The 15,846-nt window shown below is 40.8% G+C and carries 17 protein-coding genes and 1 tRNA gene; 7 read left to right on the top strand and 11 right to left on the bottom strand.

Features of this window, described 5'->3' with window-relative positions:
• Nucleotides 1-354: 354 nt before the first annotated feature.
• The 3 genes from AC2D3N_RS19715 to AC2D3N_RS19705 form a co-directional block, all read right to left on the bottom strand.
• Nucleotides 355-1,284, bottom strand: coding sequence for an exopolyphosphatase (locus AC2D3N_RS19715; RefSeq protein ID WP_484691881.1), 930 nt, complete (start codon nt 1,282-1,284; stop codon nt 355-357).
• Between the two features lie 73 nt (nt 1,285-1,357).
• Nucleotides 1,358-2,743 (bottom strand): DUF3370 domain-containing protein, encoded by a 1,386-nt coding sequence (locus tag AC2D3N_RS19710; RefSeq protein WP_484691880.1) that lies wholly within the window; start codon nt 2,741-2,743, stop codon nt 1,358-1,360.
• A 125-nt stretch (nt 2,744-2,868) separates the two neighbouring features.
• Nucleotides 2,869-3,021: a hypothetical protein gene (locus tag AC2D3N_RS19705; RefSeq protein WP_484691879.1), complete on the bottom strand. Its 153-nt coding sequence runs from the start codon at nt 3,019-3,021 to the stop codon at nt 2,869-2,871.
• Nucleotides 3,022-3,185: 164 nt separating this feature from the next.
• On the opposite strand from AC2D3N_RS19705, the gene AC2D3N_RS19700 reads away from it, so the two are divergent.
• From AC2D3N_RS19700 to AC2D3N_RS19685, 4 genes are all read left to right on the top strand, one after another.
• Entirely contained in the window at nt 3,186-3,431 is a 246-nt protein-coding gene (locus AC2D3N_RS19700; RefSeq protein WP_484691878.1) for a type II toxin-antitoxin system HicB family antitoxin, read from the top strand.
• Complete coding sequence (locus AC2D3N_RS19695) at nt 3,431-3,592, top strand: type II toxin-antitoxin system HicA family toxin (RefSeq protein WP_484691877.1); 162 nt, start codon at nt 3,431-3,433, stop codon at nt 3,590-3,592. The genes AC2D3N_RS19700 and AC2D3N_RS19695 overlap by 1 nt, the downstream gene beginning before the upstream one ends.
• 219 nt (nt 3,593-3,811) lie before the next feature.
• Entirely contained in the window at nt 3,812-4,075 is a 264-nt protein-coding gene (locus AC2D3N_RS19690; RefSeq protein ID WP_484691876.1) for a BrnT family toxin, read from the top strand.
• The gene (locus tag AC2D3N_RS19685; protein ID WP_484691875.1) at nt 4,072-4,317 is read left to right on the top strand and encodes a hypothetical protein; all 246 of its coding nucleotides are present in this window, start codon (nt 4,072-4,074) and stop codon (nt 4,315-4,317) included. Before AC2D3N_RS19690 ends, AC2D3N_RS19685 begins: the two co-directional genes overlap by 4 nt.
• A gap of 103 nt (nt 4,318-4,420) precedes the next feature.
• On the opposite strand, the gene AC2D3N_RS19680 is transcribed toward AC2D3N_RS19685, so the two are convergent.
• From AC2D3N_RS19680 to AC2D3N_RS19670, 3 genes are all read right to left on the bottom strand, one after another.
• Nucleotides 4,421-4,696 carry a DUF2442 domain-containing protein gene (locus AC2D3N_RS19680; protein ID WP_484691874.1) on the bottom strand — a complete coding sequence of 92 codons (276 nt, stop codon included), beginning with the start codon at nt 4,694-4,696 and terminating at the stop codon, nt 4,421-4,423.
• The gene (locus AC2D3N_RS19675) at nt 4,671-4,913 is read right to left on the bottom strand and encodes a DUF4160 domain-containing protein (protein WP_072720128.1); all 243 of its coding nucleotides are present in this window, start codon (nt 4,911-4,913) and stop codon (nt 4,671-4,673) included. The genes AC2D3N_RS19680 and AC2D3N_RS19675 overlap by 26 nt, the downstream gene beginning before the upstream one ends.
• A 227-nt stretch (nt 4,914-5,140) precedes the next feature.
• Nucleotides 5,141-6,034: a GTPase gene (locus AC2D3N_RS19670; RefSeq protein WP_484691873.1), complete on the bottom strand. Its 894-nt coding sequence runs from the start codon at nt 6,032-6,034 to the stop codon at nt 5,141-5,143.
• A gap of 208 nt (nt 6,035-6,242) precedes the next feature.
• Here AC2D3N_RS19670 and AC2D3N_RS19665 point away from each other — a divergent pair, with 208 nt between their 5' ends.
• Entirely contained in the window at nt 6,243-7,622 is a 1,380-nt protein-coding gene (locus AC2D3N_RS19665; RefSeq protein WP_484691872.1) for a helix-turn-helix domain-containing protein, read from the top strand.
• 133 nt (nt 7,623-7,755) lie between these two features.
• Nucleotides 7,756-8,316, top strand: coding sequence for a Uma2 family endonuclease (locus AC2D3N_RS19660; protein WP_484691871.1), 561 nt, complete (start codon nt 7,756-7,758; stop codon nt 8,314-8,316).
• A gap of 188 nt (nt 8,317-8,504) precedes the next feature.
• Here AC2D3N_RS19660 and psbA read toward each other — a convergent pair whose 3' ends face one another.
• From psbA to AC2D3N_RS19635, 5 genes are all read right to left on the bottom strand, one after another.
• The gene (psbA, locus tag AC2D3N_RS19655) at nt 8,505-9,587 is read right to left on the bottom strand and encodes a photosystem II q(b) protein (protein ID WP_079679836.1); all 1,083 of its coding nucleotides are present in this window, start codon (nt 9,585-9,587) and stop codon (nt 8,505-8,507) included.
• A gap of 229 nt (nt 9,588-9,816) precedes the next feature.
• Nucleotides 9,817-9,899 (bottom strand) — tRNA-Leu (locus AC2D3N_RS19650).
• A gap of 48 nt (nt 9,900-9,947) precedes the next feature.
• On the bottom strand, nt 9,948-11,060 hold the full coding sequence (cobT, locus tag AC2D3N_RS19645) for a nicotinate mononucleotide-dependent phosphoribosyltransferase CobT (protein WP_484691870.1): 1,113 nt from the start codon (nt 11,058-11,060) through the stop codon (nt 9,948-9,950).
• Entirely contained in the window at nt 11,061-11,810 is a 750-nt protein-coding gene (locus tag AC2D3N_RS19640; protein ID WP_079680617.1) for a DUF2232 domain-containing protein, read from the bottom strand.
• A 471-nt stretch (nt 11,811-12,281) separates the two neighbouring features.
• Nucleotides 12,282-12,992 carry a Crp/Fnr family transcriptional regulator gene (locus AC2D3N_RS19635; protein ID WP_026786569.1) on the bottom strand — a complete coding sequence of 237 codons (711 nt, stop codon included), beginning with the start codon at nt 12,990-12,992 and terminating at the stop codon, nt 12,282-12,284.
• Nucleotides 12,993-13,412: 420 nt separating this feature from the next.
• Here AC2D3N_RS19635 and AC2D3N_RS19630 point away from each other — a divergent pair, with 420 nt between their 5' ends.
• Entirely contained in the window at nt 13,413-15,839 is a 2,427-nt protein-coding gene (locus tag AC2D3N_RS19630; RefSeq protein WP_484691869.1) for a hypothetical protein, read from the top strand.
• Nucleotides 15,840-15,846 lie beyond the last annotated feature (7 nt).

Here is a 15,846-nt window from a genome sequence, read left to right as displayed (position 1 = left end):
AATAGGGATAGCTGCCATCTTTTAAAAGTTATATAGCAATCCGTGTAGGATTTGTGATAAAAACTCGTAGGGGTTGGGTCTCCCAACCCTCTTTGCGCTTGGGTTGGGAGACCCAACCCCTACGATAAAATTTAGGATTGCTATAGCAAGTCTAAATCAGTTGTACAAATAGCTGGAAATCCAAATAATCGTAGGGGCGAGGCGCCCCGTCCCCCTACACAACGAATTTGTGTCCATTTTTTAGGGTTAATAATTTTGATCATTATTTTGTACAATTCATTTAGACTTGCTATAGCCAAAAACAACGCGATAATTCTCAAACATGAAACATCCCTAGAAACCAGACTATTAAACTTAACCGTCCTGATTAATTTGAGCAATTAATTCCTCTAAAATGTGCGGAGCCTGATCATTATCAATTTGGCAAGTTCCAGCGTTTTCATGACCCCCACCCCCATACTTTAACATCAACTCTCCAATATTAGTTTTAGAGGTTTTTTGAAAAATAGATTTCCCCACAGCAAATACCGTATTTTGTTGTTTAACTCCCCATAAAATATGAATAGAAATATTACATTCCGGGAACAAAGCGTAAATCATAAACCGATTTCCCGCATAAATAATGTCTTCAGGGCGTAAATCCAAAATTACTAAGTTTTGATGCACTTGGGAACAGCGTTTCAGTTGTTCTTTAAAATTTTCTTCATGTTCAAAATAAATTTCTACTCGCTCTTTAACATCAGGAAGTTGTAAAATATCAGTAATTGGATGGTTTTTACAATAGTCAATTAACTCCATCATTAGTTGATAATTAGAAATCCGAAAATCTCGAAATCTTCCTAATCCAGTTCGAGCATCCATTATAAAGTTTAATAAAACCCAGCCTTCAGGGTTTAAAACTTCTTCCCGATTAAATTGGGCGGAGTCTGCCTTATCCACTGCCTGCATCATTTCCTCAGAAATATTAGGAAATTTAGCCTTTCCTCCATAGTAATTATATAAAACCCTAGCCGCCGAAGCCGCCTTGGGATCAATAATATAATTTTGATGAATAGAAGGATTTCTAAGGGTTTCACTAAAATGATGATCGAAGGCAAGATAAACCCCTTCAACATAGGGTAAATTAGTGGTGATATCCTGATTCGTAATTTCTATTTTGCCATCCTGCATATCTTTAGGATGAACAAATTTAATTTCGTCAATCATCTCTAAATCTTTTAAAAGCACCGCACAGACTAAACCATCAAAATCGCTACGGGTCACTAATCTATATTTTTGAGTCATTGTTTTTCCCTCGGGATTAAATATCCTAATTATAGTGCTTAATTTTAGAGCTAAATAAGGTCAGTTTTCACTCTTAGTCTAAAGTTTTTACCGTTAATACTTGGGGCGGGGTCGCATCGGGGGGATAAATCAACTCCACTCCCACCGCACGAGATCCCCCCGCAGGTAAATTTAAGCTGACTAACCCTTCCCCCCGTTGTCCCTGGCGTTGGACTAGGTGAAAATAACGCTGTTGGTTTTGTCCAAAATCATCAACATAATTCAGTCGCACCGTCCCGCGAAAAAATATTTGTCCCTGGGGAGGTTCAATAAAGGTTAACCGATGAGATGCCACATTTTGTTTAAACGGAGTTTGAATTGATAAACTCACGGTTTGGGATTGTTGGGTAGAATTATATAAGGGTAAAGTGAGACTATAACGCACCCCGTAATTACCATTAGCGCGCAGGGCTGTATCATGATAACGAGCTAATAAGGGTGCGCTTTGAACCTGCTGGGTTCCTAAAGTTGCTGTTGATATCGTACTTAAAGGATAGGAAAAAGCCGACCCCCGATCGGGAATGGTTAAATAATTCATCCCCGGACGGTCTACCACTGTCCCCGTCCATTGGGAACCTACAGATACCCCCGCCACACGACCATAAACCTTTTCTCCTGTGTAGACATTATCTCCCGAGGTTGGGATCACATCTCTGGGTTCAGCCAGTTTTCCCATATTTAAAAAATTCTGCCATGGGGCTAAAGCTGGAATTTGTGGGGGAAAAAACCCAGATAGAGACAACCGTGGGATATTGGGAATCATCGGAGAATTCATTGGGGAGTTAAATCGCACTAAATTCGCTAGGTATACAGGGCCATTACTTTGTAATCGTAGTAAGGTGGAACGGGCACTGGCCGTTGGGATGGGTAAATTAAACAACATCTGGGTTTGTTGGGGCGGAATTATGATTTGTTCGGGAAAGCTGCGTTGATGTCTTCCCCGCAAAATATCCCCCGCCATCCGTGACCCTGGCCCCGAAAATACCCGACCCTGGGGGTCTTCTACAAGAGACGGTAGTTCTATAAAGGGCGCGTCTGGTGAGGTCACATAACTAATTCCTTGCAGAATATTTAGGGTTACGGGTTGAGAACTGGGATTATAAACCAATACGCCCTGATATAAGGTTTGTTGTTTATTAATCGGCCGAGCAATATGATGGGAAAAAAATTCAAACTTTCCGCTAATCGGTACATTTAGGTGAGCGTTTGGAAATTTTTTAGCGGTTTGGGGAAAGGTAGATAATAAAATTCCTTCCCCTTGCACTACTTCAGGACTATTACTATTAAATACTGGAATTTCATTCAATTGTCCTGGTAAAACCCGAATTTCCTGCGCTTGGGTAATATATCGTTTTCCAGGGTTTGGGGGGGGAATGGTAATAACTTCCGCTAAAACCAATATGGGAATAAATGGAAACATAGATAATGATTTAATCTGGTGAAATTTAAAGTTTGGCTCTAGTTTTAAGATGGCTTTTTAGAGAATATTTGTCAACCCACCCCTTAATTAGCCTTTTAGCCCTAAAAGGCATAAATTACTAACGGCTATAAGTGTACAATAAAAGTTAAGGCTGGGCTAAAATCGTTTTGATATAAATAGATAGCAGCAGCTAGGCGTATATCCTGAACAAAATCATCAAGGGGAAGACGGCGGGCTAAAAAGACTTTTTCAGGTAACTCTAGTGTTAATGTAGTCATGATTTTTGGGAAGGTTGACGTTTTTTAGATGATCATAGCAATTCCAACTAGAACCAGGAAACGATAGAATACTACTACTAACGGAGAACAGAGATCGGTTCCTAGATTTGTGAGTAACCAGCTAGTAATATATAAACAATAGATAAAATAGTTATAAGCTAAATATGTTAACTCAATACATTCAGGCTGCGATGAAGCAAGCTCGGTATGAAATTTTTCCTGATGACGGGACTTTTTATGGAGAGATTTCTACCTGTGAAGGAGTCTATGCAAATGCTGAAACCCTGGAAGCGTGCCGAGAAGAATTGCAAGAGGTATTAGAAGATTGGATTTTACTGAGTCTTACCCTGAATCTTCCTTTACCCGTCGTTGATAATATCGACTTGACAATTACTAGAGAAGTTGCCTGATGCCTCCTTTAAAACCCATTAAACTTCGAGACTTAATTTATTACCTGAAACAACTGGGATTTGATGGCCCCCATTCGGGAAAAAAGCATCAGTTTATGTTGAAAGAAAACCTTCGTGTTACTATTCCTAATCCCCATAAAGGTGATATCAGTACAAACTAAACTTTTTAGCTAAAATTTTGCGACAGGCTAAAGTTGATATTAGTGATTGGGAAAATCTCTAAAGTTGAGTTTTTATAGAATACAATTTCAACTCTTACCTAAAATTTATTTATAATAATAACGATCGCTTCTTTTATATCAATAAAGGCGATCGCTCTAGGATTAGTATTTTAAGGTAGAATCTTTAATACATCCAAGCTGCCCTGAAGCAAGCTAAGTATGAAATTTGAGTGGAATCCAGATAAAGCAGCACGAAACTTAGAGAAACATGGTGTTTCCTTTCAGGAAGCTGTTACTGTATTTAATGATCCCCTTTCTGTAACTTTTCCTGATCCTAACCATTCCATCGGAGAAAGCCGCTATATTATTATAGGTATATCTAGGTTTGGGCAACTTTTAATTGTTGCACACACTGATCGATTAGAAAGGGTACGAATCATCAGCACCCGAAAAGCACTCGCGACAGGAGCAGAGGTTTTATGAACAAGGATAAACAGAACGAAATGGAAGATGAATTGCTGTCTGAGTATGATTTTCAGCAATTGGAAGGAGGTGTTAAAGGTAAGTATGTTGAGCGGTATCGTGCGGGGACAAACTTAGTGCTTTTAGACCCCGATATTGCCCAAGCTTTTCCCAGTGATCAAGCTGTTAATGAGGCATTAAGAATGTTAATTGAAATTGCACAGTGCCAGCAATCAAACACCAAAATTACGCGAACAGAATAACAATTATTTATAATAATAGCGATCGCTTCTTTTATATCAATAAAAGCGATCGCTCTAGGATTAGTATTTCAAGGTAGAATCTTGAAACGAGCGACAAGGGAATTTATACTAGGGATTGCCTTTGGTTTTGAGGTGCCACCGCACCGCGTAATAATCCTTCGGTACTAATATCTTCATCTATTTCTTCCCAATGAATCCCATAACCCCCGCCACAAATTTCCCATTTTTGTAATTGTTCGGGATTAGCTTTTAATAGTCGAGGAAACCAAGCTAAGGGAGTGGTGAGAGTGCGTCCATCCATTAATTCCACACTAAAAGCATCTTCATGGATGAGAACATTTTTCACACGAATATCAGTTTGAATTGCCAAAGTATTCATACCATGCCTCTAAAAATTTTTGTTGATTGACTTCCACAAGGGATTGTATTTTTCTTAACTCTTTAGCATTAAATCCTATATTTTTAGCTAAAGATACGGTCGATAACCAGAATTTAGCTGAGAGATTATCTCTATCAATGTGAATATGGGGAGGTTCGTTGGGTTCATGGCTGTAAAAATAAAAGCGATAGCTTTCAAATCTTAAAACTGTTGGCATTTTTTATAGATATTTTTACCCTAATATATTTAATCATATTGATTTGATTTTGTCAATTTCAGTTTAAAAAACAGACATTAGTGATCATATATTCTCAAGCATGAGCCTGGGAATGAGGAAATTCTTAACCCGTCATAATAATTTAGAGCGATCGCTTCTTTTCTATCAATAAATGCGATCGCAGTATAATTATTATTTCAAGGTTCTACCTTGAAACGAGAAAATCCTTACTCATCAGATTTAGATAGCCATGCCCCTATGAGGGTTCCTACTATTCCACCACCTACAAAACATAATGTTACTGGAGCACCTACTATTCCGCCTCCAATAACCGCAATTCCCACACCTGCTGCTGCTGATTGAAGAACTGCTGAAACAAACTTTTCCCTAATAATTTCTTTTTGCTTATTATTGAAATGAGTTCGCCCTGTGATGCTAGAGGTTAACATAGAAAGAAAACAAATAAGCCTATTCAGATCTAGTCGATCTACTACTACTGTAAAAAATTCTCCAAGCCATTCCTTTCCATCAGGTGTTGTTCTACTTTTATTGTCTATTGGAACTGCGGGAATTTGATTTGCTACTTCTGTATTCTGTATGCAATCTGCTATTGCTTTTCGGATAATTTGTGTTCTTGTCTCCAATTTTTCTGAATATTGTGATTTGTTAACATTATTGGAAAAAGTAAAAACAATAACAGCTTTTTCCCAAACCCTTACACCCAATGCTTCTGAAATAATCTTTATTGTTCGTGTATCGTTATCTGTGAGCCTGGTTTCATCAAGTCTATTCACATACAGCATCGAATCAGGATTTTTGACTCTTGAACCGATCATTTGTATGTATTTTTCATCATTTCCACTACCATCGCAAAGACCAGGAGTATCAAAGATCGTACATTTAACATTATTTATAACAAAATCTAACTCAGTCACCTCTGTTGTTGCTGGTTCATCGTCATCTACGATACATTTATCTTCACCTATTAATGAATTTACTGTGCTAGACTTGCCCCAACCCGCACGACCCACTACAAAAAATACCAACCGTTGTCCACTAATTTCTTGCACCTTTCTTGTAAGTGCTTCAATAAAGCTTGTTGTAGCTAATTCATCACTCATAAATCCTTCTTTAAATTATTGAAAAAATTAAGTGCTTTCCTACCTAATTTTATTTGGTAATGTGTTCGTTATGACAACTAAAAATAGTACATTCAGCACCCAATTTTTCCAGCCATCCCGAACTAATTTAGTAGGATTCAGTACAATTAAGTTGACAAAGTAGGGTTCGGTAGGATAGATTACAAACAATATCTATCTATGTCTACTTATGAAGAATGTTGAGGATGTGTTAGAGTGGGCGGATCACCTGATTTTTGATCAAACCGGAGAAAATCTCACACCGATACAGGAAGCAATATTAACAGGTGTTTGGGACAGAAAAAAATATCCTCAAATTGCTAAAGATTATAATTGTAGTGAGTCTCACATTAAAAAAGAAGCAGCTAAGTTATGGGAAAAGCTGGGTGAAGAATTAGGACAAGACCTGAAGAAGTTTAATTTTCGTTATAAACTAGAGAAAAAACATAAGGTTTCTGAGGTTTCCCAGTCTGGTAATTGTGTATTCCAAGAAATTGATATTAATATTTATGGTCAATTTATACAAAATATTAAAAATGAAAAACCGCGATCGCAATCTCCCCCAGAAACATCCCAAACTCAAAATCAATCAACAATTATCAATATAATAGAAGCGCCAGAATTAAAAACCTTTTACGATCGCACCTCAGAATTAACTACCCTCAAACAATGGATATTAGAAGACCATACTCGCTTAATTACTATTTATGGATTAAGTGGAATAGGAAAAAGTGCGATCGCCCTTAAACTCATCGAAGACATTAATACCCAATTCGATTATATTATCTGGAAAAGTCTTAATAATATTCCTACCCTTTCAACGCTACAAAACGAACTCAAACAATTCTTTTCTCAGTCTCAACAAACCCCCTTATCTACAGTTATCGAATATTTTCGTAACTCTCGCTGTTTAGTAATTATTGATGATCTACAGGATATTTTTAAACCTGGTGAATTAGCAGGTCAATATTTACCTGAATATGAAGATTATAGTCAATTTTTCAAACAAATTGCCACATCTCCCCATCAAAGCTGTTTAATTCTCCTGAGTTGGATAAAACCTATAGAAATCGCCAATTTACAAACAGAAAATAGATCCACACAAACCTTAAATCTCAAAGGTTTAGGAGAAGAAGCAACCGAAATACTTAGAGAAAAAGGATTAATTGATCAGGAAAATTGGTTAGAATTAATTACAATCTATCAAGGTCATCCCAGATGGTTAAAGATTATCACTTCAACAATTATTGAACTCTTTAATGGTAGCGTTTCCCTATTTTTAGCCGAGCAAAATGATATCTACTTAGGAGATTTAGAACCTAATTTAGAATCTCACTTAGAGCGTTTATCAGAATCAGAGAAAACGACAATTCATTGGTTAGCCACTCAAGATCAACCTGTGAATATTTCTCAAAAACCTGCTAATATTGAATTATCAAAACCTCAATTCTGGCAAGCGATACAATCCTTAATTCGACATAATTTAATTGAAAAAGTCGAAGCAGAAGGGCGATCGCTCTTTCGATTAAATCCAATTTTCCAATGCTATATTAAACAGAAGTTAAGTTAAAGGGAACAGGGAACAATAAGTAGTGAAAGGGTTTCAGAATTTAAAAGTGTCAAACACGGTAATGCGTAGCGCTATACTATAACTTTCTAATTTTAATATAATATTTATAAAAAATAATTACGAGGAATAAAAAATGCGATCGCCCTTACCCCTATTTACCGTTGAAGACTATCTAAACGCCGAAGCTAACAGTCAAACTCGCCATGAATATGTCGGCGGTTATGTCTTTGCCATGGCAGGTGCGAGTGAGGAACATAATATTATTGCGGGAAATATTTTTGCTTTATTGCGTCCCCATCTGCGGGGAAGTTCTTGTCGGGTGTTTGTGTCGGATATGAAAGTTAAGGTTCAAGACGATATTTTTTATTATCCTGACTTACTGGTAACTTGTAACCCCCAAGATAATCATAGATATTTCAAAACCCAACCCAATTTAATTATTGAAGTTCTCTCAGAAAGCACAGAAACCACCGATAGACGCGAAAAATTAATCAACTATCAAACCTTAGAAAGTTTAAAAGAATATGTTCTAATTTCTCAAGACCAAATCAAAGTCGAAGTTTATCGTCAAGATGCTCAAGGAAATTGGACTGTCCAAATCCTAGGACAACAAGATAATTTAATCCTAGAATCTGTTGGGTTAACATTAACAATGGCGCAAGTTTATGAAGATGTATTTAAGGTTAGTCAGTAATTAATATGAAATCTAATTATAAACGAACCACGATGATCCCCCCTAGCCCCCCTTAAAAAGGGGGGAATCTGTAGCCAGCATTTACGGATTTTATATGAATACTCCACATAACAATTTAATCATAAATATTAAACACCAAAAAACGCCCCCCTTGCGGAGAGCGTCTTTTGGAATATTGAGGTTAAAAATTAACCATTAATTTGAGGAGCAACCAAAGCCACAGGAGCCGATTCACCAGAAGCTAAGTCTAAGGGGAAGTTGTGAGCGTTGCGCTCGTGCATCACTTCCATACCCAGGTTAGCGCGGTTTAACACATCCGCCCAGGTGTTGATCACGCGACCGGTAGAGTCGATGATTGACTGGTTGAAGTTGAAACCGTTCAGGTTGAAGGCCATGGTGGATACACCTAAAGCGGTGAACCAAATCCCGATCACGGGCCATGCACCTAATAAGAAGTGTAAGCTACGGCTGTTGTTAAAGCTGGCATATTGGAAGATTAAACGACCAAAGTAACCGTGGGCTGCAACGATGTTGTAGGTTTCTTCTTCTTGACCGAATTTGTAACCGTAGTTTTGGGACTCGACTTCGGTGGTTTCACGCACCAAAGAGGAGGTAACTAAGGAACCGTGCATGGCGGAGAATAAGCTACCACCAAACACCCCAGCAACGCCTAACATATGGAAGGGGTGCATCAGGATGTTGTGTTCGGCTTGGAACACTAACATGAAGTTGAAGGTTCCAGAAATTCCTAAAGGCATACCATCAGAGAATGAACCTTGACCGATCGGGTAGATCAGGAACACGGCGGCTGCTGCTGCCACGGGGGCAGAGTAGGCGACGCAGATCCAAGGACGCATACCTAAACGGTAGGATAATTCCCATTCCCGACCCATGTAGCACAGGATACCAATGAAGAAGTGGAAAATCACTAATTGGTAAGGGCCACCGTTGTACAGCCACTCATCTAAGCTGGCTGCTTCCCAAATCGGGTAGAAGTGTAAACCGATGGCGTTCGAGGAAGGAACAACCGCACCAGAGATGATGTTGTTTCCGTATAACAGTGAACCAGCTACGGGTTCACGGATGCCATCGATGTCCACTGGGGGGGCTGCGACAAAGGCGATGATGTAGCAGATGGTGGCGGTTAACAGGGTGGGGATCATCAGAACACCGAACCAGCCCACATAAATGCGGTTGTTGGTGGATGTCACCCAGTTACAGAACCGTTCCCAGATAGAGGCGCTTTCGCGCTGCTGAATCGTGGTTGTCATGTTGGTTATGATTGCTATGTATTTGTCGAGGTACGTTTGGTATCTATGTCTATTACATTAACGGCTTTGTTACGGTTTGTAAAGTATTTTGACATCAGAGTTTTGGATAAAAGTCATAAGTTTTATTAATGCTATTGCTCTATTGCTTCGGCTGTAGGGGGTTTGACCCAAAATTCACAAAAAATGCCCTCGCTTTCGGAGAGCATTCTTGTTCATTTTTTATTGATCATGCGGACAAAAGGACTTGAACCTTCACATCTTTACGATACTAGAACCTAAATCTAGCGCGTCTACCAATTCCGCCATGTCCGCGTTTATTTTTCAATATTATATCCTAGCACAGATCCGCAGAATTTAACATTAATAATTTGATTTGACCTGATCGGCCACTGCTTCAATGGCTTGCAGAAGTTGGGTATTATTCCAACCTAGGGCCAAATAAGCCGCGATCGCAGCCCCTCCAGCCCCTACTCCTTCCTTCACATAACCCTGTTCATAGGCCCGCAGTTGCGGATAAACCGACGCAGAAAAATTCAGTTGCGTGGCTAATAGGGGGACATTTCCCACCATTTCCGCTAATCCCACCGTATCCCCCGTGGTATCTTCAGCGACCCAACGGGTTGTTCCCACCACCACCCGATCAGCACCCCAAGGAATAGGATATTGAGTGGCGATCGCCTCTACCAAACCATAAACCGCTAACATCTGAGTTCCACCCGCCAACAGTACCCCTATGGTACGACTGGCCGCCAAAGTCATCCCCGCCACCACAATTTGCATCGGATCACCCACCGCAGCCACCAACTCGAACGGATCAATCCCGATCCCCGATAACGGCCAAAACCCGGCTTGTTGTAATCCTTCGGTGGCGATCGCTAATTTCTGGCCATGATTACAACGGGGATGACTACTATTCACCTTATCCATGGCAGAAATTCCTAGCCCCAGCAACACAGCTAAAGCCGTAGTCGTTCCGCCCACCACACATTCCGATAAAATCAGATAACTATTTGGGGCATCCTGCGCCATCCGTTCACCCCAGATTAACCCCTGCTCAAACAGATGCTTGACAGTTTCTAAGGTCATGGCGGAACCCGATGTTATACATCCGGCGGCTACCCCCCCCAAATCAATTGTAGGAATCGCAGGAGCAACAGATAATCCCGCATTAAACAGATACAAAGGACATTTTAAGGATGCCACCACAGCCCGGGAAATTAACACCGGAGAAGCCCCCGCATCTAAGGGCGGTAAGGGATACTGGGGATGGGGTTGGGGGCCATTATAGAGAAATTCAGCATCCGCAACGGCTGTATATTGTCGAGAGTCGGTGGTAGCTCCGGCGGCGGAAATCCCTGGAATTAAAGCCGTTGCGGTAAATCCCAACACACAAGCAAACACGGGTTGAGTCCCTTGATAGCGGTGTAACCATCGATCACCTTGCGTAAACTGGGTATAAACCTTAACAGTCATTTAAACGTCGTAATCTAATAAAATTTGTACCCATTTGGGAGGGCGAGGAATGGGACTATTGAGACGATCTAATAATAATAACGAGACTAGATGAACCACAAATAAATAGACAATACTATTAATTAAAATCATCAGAACAGCCAGCACCTGAACCAACATTAGACTGGGTTGAGCTAAAATCCCCAACTTAATAAAAATCCAGTCCGCCACCGCAGTAATTTGGATCGTAGCGTAGGCCCACAAATTCCGTCCCAGTAGAATTGAAAGTAACCAATATTTAAAGAAAAAACCAATAGCAACAATCAAAGAACCCGTCCCAATGGACATCCACCAAGGAGATTTGCGTTTCCACATTCCCCCCAAAACCACCCCTAACCAACCATAAGGAATTAAAAACACAATACTGCGAGTTGGCCCCATTAATACCGATAATAATAAAAATGAAGCCACGGCCCCCATAACCGCAGCCCGTTTTCCCCATCGTAAATATAATAAAGCCATCGGCAAAGCGAAAAACAGTCGCAGCACTGGCCCCATGGGAAAATAATAATTAACAAACCAAATCAAACTGGCGGCACTGGCCAGAAAGGCCGTTTCTACTAAAATCAGGGAGTTTCGATGGGAAGCAGATAGTTTAGCCAGATGATCCGAAGGTTCAGAGCCGGGGATATCTGCATCAACCGATACCCATTCCTGAGTTTCAGATTCACGGGGGTTAACAGAGGAACTTAATGGAGAAGGATCACTCATTTAATAGGGAATGGGCAATGGGCAATGGGCAATAGTACCATTCAGACTAATATCCGTTCTAGGGCATGAACATAAGGATCACTCATTTAATAGGGAATGGGCAATGGGCAATGGGCAATAGTACCATTCAGACTAATATCCGTTCTAGGGCATGAACATAAGGATCACTCATTTAATAGGGAATGGGCAATGGGCAATGGGCAATAGTACCATTCAGACTAATATCCGTTCTAGGGCATGAACATAAGGATCACTCATTTAATAGGGAATGGGCAATGGGCAATGGGCAATAGTACCATTCAGACTAATATCCGTTCTAGGGCATGAACATAAGGATCACTCATTTAATAGGGAATGGGCAATGGGCAATGGGCAATAGTACCATTCAGACTAATATCCGTTCTAGGGCATGAACATAAGGATCACTCATTTAATAGGGAATGGGCAATGGGCAATGGGCAATAGTACCATTCAGACTAATATCCGTTCTAGGGCATGGACATCGGGAATACTCAAAATATCCCGTTCCCGATGAATTAATCCTTTTTTCTCTAACTTACTGAGCACCCGAGTTACGGTTTCCCTGGCTAGACCACTCAAACCACTTAACTCCCGATGGGGAAGATTCGGAATTTGTGTTCCTCCTTGATCTGAAGTTGTACCTTGGCCTTCCGCCAGAAATAGGAGAATATCAGCCACCCGGGAGGTACTATCAGATTCGCGCAATCTCAGACGTCGATTCACCTGGCGTAAACGCCGGCCCATCAATTGAGCCAGTCGCATTCCCGCCTTGGGTTCGGTGGTAATCAACTCCACAAAATCCTGAGCGGGCATATTCCCAATTAAGGTCGGTGCTAATGTAATAACATCGGTGGAGCGGGGGACTTCATCAAGTGCTGCCATTTCTCCAAATAGTTCACCCTTACCCAAAATATTCAGCGTTACTTCTTTCCCATCCAAATTATAGGTACGAATTTTGACCCAACCGTCCAGAATAAAATAAACGGAGCTTCCCCAGTCATTTTCTAATAAAATCACTTGGTTAGCTGGATGGTTTCGACCCACAATATGAGAGGTTGCTTTATCCGCCGCATCCGGTGGCAAGCCTTGAAAGAAAGGCGTTGAGCAGATCATCTTGTGAATATCAGAGTGATTGTCACGGGAGAAATACCGATCTTCCATGAGGCTGTGATAAAATTATAAATTCGTATTGAGCAGTAGCTAATCAAGAGATTGGATTTTCAGTCAATTGCACCGAAAGCAGAATTGGCATTCTTTATTGGTCAATTACCCTAAAATTTCCCGATCATTGTTAACTCAGATTCTGCCTGGTGTCAATTACAACACCGAATCAAAAATTACTAGGCAATTTTATATTTTAGAGCTATCAGGACATAAAAAAGTTAAACTGGTTTAGTTTTTAACCGTATTGCCTCCGGTGGGTGATTAGCCAATAAATCCCAAATCTCAAGTTAGCTGCTTGAGTGCTTCGTGCCAAGCCTAACATATTATGTAGATCACAACTGCTTTAATCAAGGGAATCCTTGAGATTAAGCAATTATGGAGTCCCATTAACAGAAAGATTATTGAGGGGGTTCAGCCTTGAATGTTCAGAAAGGTCAGATTCAAGCACTCATCACCGAAATTGACGAGGTTCTTAGTCAGCCCAGCTTACGTTTGCCTTGGGTCGTTTTTGGCGAAACTGTCACACGCTCCCGTCAAGTCCTAGAGCGTGTCCGCAGGTATTTGGTCTTTCTTCAGGAACAGGTGGACGAGGAGGCTCTCGGTGTTACCCTGGAGAATCATCAACCCTCTATATCCCACGGAACGCGAGAACCTCTGTGGCAGGCAATCCGACGGGAAATGATTTATTTGCGGACTAATTTGACTCAACCCCTTCAGGATGAGATTGATCGTTTGCGTACCGAACAACGTAATTTAATCCAGGAAATTCAACAATTAGAAGCCCGCAAAGCCCAGGCCATCGGACAAGTCCCGCCTCAACCCTATCAACAACAACTCAGTCGTGAATTTCTGCAAGAGTTCATGACTCGATTACAGGACAGTCTGATTCATAATGTGACTGAAACCCTGAACCATATTGAAACCCGATTTTTAGATTCGGTGTTATTAACTGAATCTAACTCACTCCCGGCCCTGGTTTCTGAAGCCGTGGACAGACCCCAAACTGCTCTCGACCGTCTGACTCCAGCCCAACGCCTGGAACAGATGCGACAGTTACAAGCGCAATCTGATCATTTATTGATGACTCTCGATTCCAGTCTAAGTGTGATTTTTGAAGCCTTGCAACGAAACCTACAAACCTATTCTGATTCCCTTTCCCAAAGCCTAGAAAGGATGCACAGTTTGGGGAAACAGGGGGAGGTCATGTTTACCACCTTAGTCAACCAATTAGCCCAACAGGTAGGTCAAGAAACGTCTTCCTATTTACAATCTTCACTACAATTAACTGAATCGGAAACCCCCTCCAACACTGGTAATTTACCTTCTCCTCCGTCCGTGGTTTCTCTACCCCAGAATTTCTCCTCCGCTTTTGAGGGACTCTTTCCCTATGCGGGGGCAGAAGTTCCTAGACAATCGACTCCCACTGTTACTTCTGATCATGATATTGATGAAGATGACGAAGAACAGCTAAAAATCACCGATGAAGATGAATTCGAGGTGGCGTTTGAGACCATCGAGGGATTATCTACTCCCCCTATCGAGGATGGGTTAGATAAAACACCAGAAAGGTCTCTTTCTCTGGATTGGGATGAGTCGATGGTAGAACAGTCTCTCCCCGATGCCGATTCAGAATTAGAAAGTTTGTTTGATCTGGCGCCGGAGGCAGAATCCCCAGTTGTGACTGTGACGCCTCAAACACAAAATAATGATTTATTTGAGGATGATTTTGATGTCATTCAGGTACTGGATGAGGATGATGTTTCTGAGGACATAGAAACCCTATTGCTCGACGAGGAAACCGATGTTGCAAGTTCTTCAGGGGTCGAGAATGAATCAGAAATCCATTTAGACATCGAAGATTTATTTGGGGATGGGTCAACACCGAAAATCACAGCCAGAGAATCGGAAAATATTCACACCGAATCCCTGGAGGCAACGGCTGATTTCTTGAGCTTAAATAATTTGGATATATTCAGTCAACCGGAGCAAAATTTTCCGATAGAATCTGATTTCTCCTTAACCGCAGATGCCATCGATCCTATATCCTTAGAGTCTGAGAACTTATTTACACCAAGAGTTGAGTTAGTGTCTCCTCTGACTGATGAAATCACGGATTCCTCTTTCACTTCTGCACCGAATCCCTTCGAGGAAACCCTGGCAGATTTAAGTGATGTTTTTGAAGAACTCACCTTTGAGGAGGTTTCCCCCCCGAATTCCGGTGTAGTCTCGGCTAGAACCCAGCAAGAACTTACGGGAATAGTCAGTCCTATGGCATCCCCTCCTGGTCAGATTGACAGCCAAACATTTAGTTTAGAAAAGGATGCTTATATTCAAGCTTCCCCGGATGAAAATTTACTGCCCCTAGATTTGGAGGAGGATAGCGAACAAGTCGATTCCCGTTTATTAATTGATCGCAATACTTTAGAACATTTAGAGGCAGATCTATTTAATTTAGAACAACCTGAAGCCAGTCCAGTTTCTAAACCAACTCGCGTAAAATCAGCCTATTCTCAACCTGAAGTTACTCCTCAAAAATTATCAGCAAAAACGACATTAAAAGTATCTCAGGCTGAGGAACTAATTACTTTTGAAGATTTATTTAGAGATATTGGGATGGAACCTAGTTCGGCTCAATCAGTTCCCTCTATTTCCGTTGAATCCCTAAATAAACCAGCAGCAGAAAAGCAAAATGTTGCATCAAATCAAGGATTATCAGATTTAACTTTAGATGATATTTTCAACAGTTTGAACCTGGCAGATGAAAAAAACTTAAATTTGGACATCGAACAAGAGGAGGATTCCCTCAGTCTTGAAGCCTTGAGTCAGGAGTTTTTTAAAAACTGATGACTAA

Source organism: Planktothrix sp. PLAVEN19ND, assembly GCF_057220675.1.
Note: the sequence above shows the minus strand (reverse complement) of the source record. Positions and strands in the feature narration are given on the sequence as shown.